8 protein-coding genes are annotated in these 3855 nt (G+C 73.6%); 5 read left to right on the forward strand and 3 right to left on the reverse strand.

Features of this window, described 5'->3' with window-relative positions; translation table 11 throughout:
- On the forward strand, positions 1-203 hold a 203-nt coding region (locus ACFFNX_RS44450; protein ID WP_378212294.1), incomplete at its 5' end, for a hypothetical protein.
- A gap of 25 nt (positions 204-228) precedes the next feature.
- Complete coding sequence (locus tag ACFFNX_RS44455; protein WP_378212295.1) at positions 229-381, forward strand: hypothetical protein; 153 nt, start codon at positions 229-231, stop codon at positions 379-381.
- A gap of 112 nt (positions 382-493) precedes the next feature.
- On the opposite strand, the gene ACFFNX_RS44460 is transcribed toward ACFFNX_RS44455, so the two are convergent.
- Positions 494-1009, reverse strand: a complete 516-nt coding sequence (locus tag ACFFNX_RS44460; RefSeq protein ID WP_378212296.1) for a TetR family transcriptional regulator — start codon at positions 1007-1009, stop codon at positions 494-496.
- Between ACFFNX_RS44460 and ACFFNX_RS44465 the strand changes: the two genes are divergently transcribed.
- Both ACFFNX_RS44465 and ACFFNX_RS44470 read left to right on the forward strand, forming a co-directional pair.
- Positions 1010-1162, forward strand: a complete 153-nt coding sequence (locus ACFFNX_RS44465) for a hypothetical protein (protein ID WP_378212298.1) — start codon at positions 1010-1012, stop codon at positions 1160-1162.
- Positions 1163-1453: a hypothetical protein gene (locus ACFFNX_RS44470; protein ID WP_378212299.1), complete on the forward strand. Its 291-nt coding sequence runs from the start codon at positions 1163-1165 to the stop codon at positions 1451-1453.
- Positions 1454-1755: 302 nt separating this feature from the next.
- Here ACFFNX_RS44470 and ACFFNX_RS44475 read toward each other — a convergent pair whose 3' ends face one another.
- A complete protein-coding gene (locus tag ACFFNX_RS44475) occupies positions 1756-2334 on the reverse strand; it encodes a hypothetical protein (RefSeq protein ID WP_378212300.1) in 579 nt (192 codons plus the stop codon).
- A 59-nt stretch (positions 2335-2393) separates the two neighbouring features.
- Positions 2394-3023, reverse strand: coding sequence for a TetR/AcrR family transcriptional regulator (locus ACFFNX_RS44480; RefSeq protein ID WP_378212301.1), 630 nt, complete (start codon positions 3021-3023; stop codon positions 2394-2396).
- A gap of 56 nt (positions 3024-3079) precedes the next feature.
- On the opposite strand from ACFFNX_RS44480, the gene ACFFNX_RS44485 reads away from it, so the two are divergent.
- Entirely contained in the window at positions 3080-3715 is a 636-nt protein-coding gene (locus tag ACFFNX_RS44485; protein ID WP_378212302.1) for an O-methyltransferase, read from the forward strand.
- The last annotated feature ends 140 nt before the right edge of the window (positions 3716-3855 follow it).

Here is a 3855-nt window from a genome sequence, read left to right on the forward strand (position 1 = left end):
CGCCGGTCGGCAACCCGACGCCGCCGGCGGCGACTCCGCCCGGCGCCGCCGCTCCCGCCACGAACTCCCTGACGGTCGTCGGCGGCTCCCTGCCGTTCACCGGCGGCCCGATCGGGGCGCTCGCGCTGCTCGGCGCCACCGCCGTGCTGACCGGAGCGGCCGGCGTCGCCGGCTCACGGTTCCGGTTCGGCCGCGACGCCTGACGACGAACGAGAAGGGCGTCCCCGTGTGCGGGGACGCCCTTCGGCGTTCTCACGGGCGGTCGTTCAGGAGCACGCGCTGCTCGACACCGTCGAGCAACCGACGCAGGCCCTGCTCGAAGTCGGTGTGGCGGCGCTCGCGAACCCGCCGCTGTCGACCAGCTCTCGCAGGTACGGCTGAGGGACCGCCCGGCGATCGACCCCGCCGGGCCCGGGGCGGCGCGCGATCTCGCGTCTTACGGGCGGTGAAGCCGAACATGTGGTCGTCCACGGCCTTGAGGGCCTCGCGCGACTCAACGCTGTCCCGCCAGGGCCGCCATCGCCTGGTAGAGGTGACGCAGCAGGTTGGGCCCGACCATGGCGCGCGACCGGTGTCCGGCCATGTCGACGATCCAGGGGTGGCGCAGGGCAACCTCCCGTTCGCGCCGGGCGATCACGGCGATCACCTCGCGCCGGGCGGCGGGCGGTTCGCCGGTGATGAGCACTCCGCCGGCCACCTGGTCGGCCATGAGGACGATCCAGAGGTAGCGCACGGCGACCCCCCGCTCACGCCAGGCGATCACCTCACGCCAAGCGGCGGACGATTCGCCGATGACGAGCACTTCCCCGGCCACCTGGTCGGACAGGTAGTTCCTGTCGTCGATGGAGATGTAGAGGCTCATCGTGCGGGCGCCGAGCGCGGCCGCGACCGGGCGGATCGAGGCGCCGTCGACGCCCTCGGCGTCGGCGATCTCCATGGCCGCCTCGACGATCGCCTCACGGGTGAGGGCGCTCGACCGCTGGGCGCGCCGGTGCGCCCAGATCGGCATGTGATCGCCGTCGCGTTCCCCTTGCCACCCCGAACTGCGGCGGCTGCGGTCGTGCTCGGGGCGATCATGACGATCCTCGACGCGACGATCGTGACCGTCGCCGTCGATACGCTCGGCCGTGGCTTACACACCTCGCCGTCCGCGATCCAGTAGGTGCTCACCGCGTACACGCCGGCCCGCCATGACGATTCCGATCACCGGCTGGGTGATCCGGCGCTTCAGCGGCAAGACCATGGGGGCACGTCACTGGTGCTGTTCATCGCGGGCTCGGTGCTGTGCGGCGCCGCCTGGCCGGTCGGCAGTCTGATCGTCTTCCCCGTGCTCCAGGCGGCCCGTAAGGCCGGGCCACAGCGCATCGGCCGGGTGATGAGCCTCATCGCGCTGCCGATGCTGGTGGGGCCGGTGCTCGACGGCCTGCTCATCGACGACCTCGCGTGGCGCTGATGTTCTACATCAGCGTGCCGGTCCGCGCGATCGCGCTGGTGGCCGCGTTCGCCCCGCTTCCCGGCGACGGCGATCCCGGGCGCGACGGCGGCGAGCAGTGTCCCGATCCGGGTGGGCGGCTCGACCCGGCGTCGCCCCGCAGGTCCACGTCCGGCGCGCGTTCCCGGCCGCGAGCGGCAGCGTCGCCTCGGCGAACCGTGCGCCCTCGCGCGCCTTCGGCCGCAGCTTCTGGTGGGCGCTGGGTATCGTCCGCCGTCGCGCTCACCCGGTCGTGTTGATCCCCGGGCCGCACTCAGGCCCGGTCAGTAGTCGAGGGTGACGGCGCCGTCGCTCAGCCGGTCGACGACCGCGTCCAGGTCCTCGGCGTGGATGAGGGCGCCGCGCAGCCCGTACACGAAGGCGGCGCCCTCGAACCGCTCGGCGGTCCGGCGCAGGCGCTGGGTCTTGCCGGGGTCGTCGCCGACGAGGTCCTCGGCGCCGGGCACGTCCACGACCAGGAAGGGCCGGGGCCCCCGGTCGGCGATGCGCAGACGGGCCACGCGTTCCCAGGGCACGAACACGTCGTAGCCGCGGCGGGCGAAGACCCGCAGCCGCAGGCCGTCGGTGGTGAAGACGGGAGGGTTGCGCAGCAGCCGGAACTCGCCGCGGGCGAGCAGGGCCATCACGGCCGCGGCGGCGAGCAGCCCGAAGGCGAGCACGGGGAAGAAGGCGAACACGAGCGTGGTGGAGGGGGCGTGGGAGAGCCGGTCCATCGTGGCCAGCAGGTAACCCACCATGACCAGCACAACGACGGCCCCGGCGGCCGACACGGCCGCGACCGTGGCGGTCAGGTACGCGGGCGCCGCGGCGACGGGAAGCCGGAAGTCGCTCTTCTGCTCCACTGCGGGAGGGTAACGCCATCGGCCGCCGCTCGTCACGATCGCCGCGCGCCGGGCGATCATCAGGCTCGCGGCTCGGCCGCCCGCCGCGTACGGAACGGCGCGAGGAAGCGTTCGACGAGGGCGTCGGTGAACTCCTCCGGCACCGGGTGCCCGGTCACCAGCACCCGGTAGTACAGCGGGCCGACGAGCTGGTCGAGGGCGAAGTCGACGTCGGTGTCCGGGGGGAGCTCGCCACGCTCGATCGCCCGCTCCAGGGGTCGGCGGTCGAGGGCCCGCTGCGGGCCGAGGCACTCGGTGCGGAACCGTTCGGCCATCTCCGGGTCGTGCTGGGCCTGCCCGGCCAGCGCGCGGAAGACGGCGCCCGGGTCGGACCGGGTCAGGAAGCGCGCCGACCGCCGGAGGTGCGTGCGCAGCTCGCTCTCCAGGTCGCCCTCGTCGGGGGGCGTCAGATGCTGGGCCATGTCGTCGACGAACGCCTCGATGAGGACGTCGACCTTGGAGGACCACCAGCGGTAGATCGTCTGCTTGGCCACGCCGGCCCGGGCCGCGATGCCCTCGATCGTGACGCCCGCGAACCCCCGTTCGGCCAGCAGGTCGTCGGCCGCCTCCAGCACGGCCCGGCGCGCCTGCTCACTGCGTCCATGCCGGTTGCCATGGTGCGCCGTACGGGACGGCCTGTCCGCGCTCATGCCCGTACCCTACTGAACGCTAGACAAGACGCAACGTCGCGTCTACTCTGGCCGCCATGACGATCACCCTTCACACGCCACGTGTCCGCACGACGCTCGACCGGCTGTTCGCCGAGGCGAGCCGCGACGACGCGCGCCCGGTCGGCCGCGCGTCGGGCACCGCACAGGAGCTCGCCGACGCGCGCGAGGAGCTCTACATGCCGATCTCCCGGCAGGGTGGCGAGCTCCTCTACTCGCTCGCACGCGCCTGCCGGCCCGAGACCGTCGTGGAGTTCGGCACGTCGTTCGGGATCTCCACGATCTGCCTCGCCGCGGCCGTCGCCGACAACGGCACCGGGCGGGTCTTCGGCACCGAGCTGAACACGGCCAAGGTCGCCGCCGCACGCGCCAATCTGGAGGAGGCCGGGCTCGCCGACACGACGACCGTCCTCGCCGGAGACGCCCTCGAGACGCTGGCGGACGTGCGCGGACCGATCGGCCTCGTCCTGCTCGACGGCTGGAAGGACCTGTGCCTGCCGGTGCTGCGGCTGCTCGAACCCCGGCTCGCGCCCGGCGCGCTGGTCGTGGCGGACGACATCGACCAGGCGGGCATGGCCGACCACCTCGCGTACGTGCGGGACCCGGCGAACGGCTACGTCAGCGTCGCCTTCCCGGTCGAGGACGGCATGGAGATCAGCTGCCGCGCCGCCTGACCGCCCCGGAGGACGCCGCCATGTCAGGCCAGGGCCCAGCGAGCCTCGGCCGCCTGACCGCCCCGGAGAACGCCGCCGCCCGTCGGGCCAGCGCCCAGCGAGCCTCGGCCGCCTGACCGCCCCGGAGAACGCCGCCGCCC

It is taken from the genome of Actinoallomurus acaciae, from assembly GCF_042429965.1.
Taxonomy (GTDB): domain Bacteria; phylum Actinomycetota; class Actinomycetes; order Streptosporangiales; family Streptosporangiaceae; genus Actinoallomurus; species Actinoallomurus acaciae.

Excerpts from the sequence above, each read along its gene's own strand:
- ACFFNX_RS44460 (WP_378212296.1), bottom strand. The coding sequence starts at position 1,009 with ATGCCGATCTGGGCGCACCGGCGCGCCCAGCGGTCGAGCGCCCTCACC.
- ACFFNX_RS44480 (WP_378212301.1), bottom strand. The coding sequence starts at position 3,023 with ATGAGCGCGGACAGGCCGTCCCGTACGGCGCACCATGGCAACCGGCAT.
- ACFFNX_RS44485 (WP_378212302.1), top strand. The coding sequence starts at position 3,080 with ATGACGATCACCCTTCACACGCCACGTGTCCGCACGACGCTCGACCGG.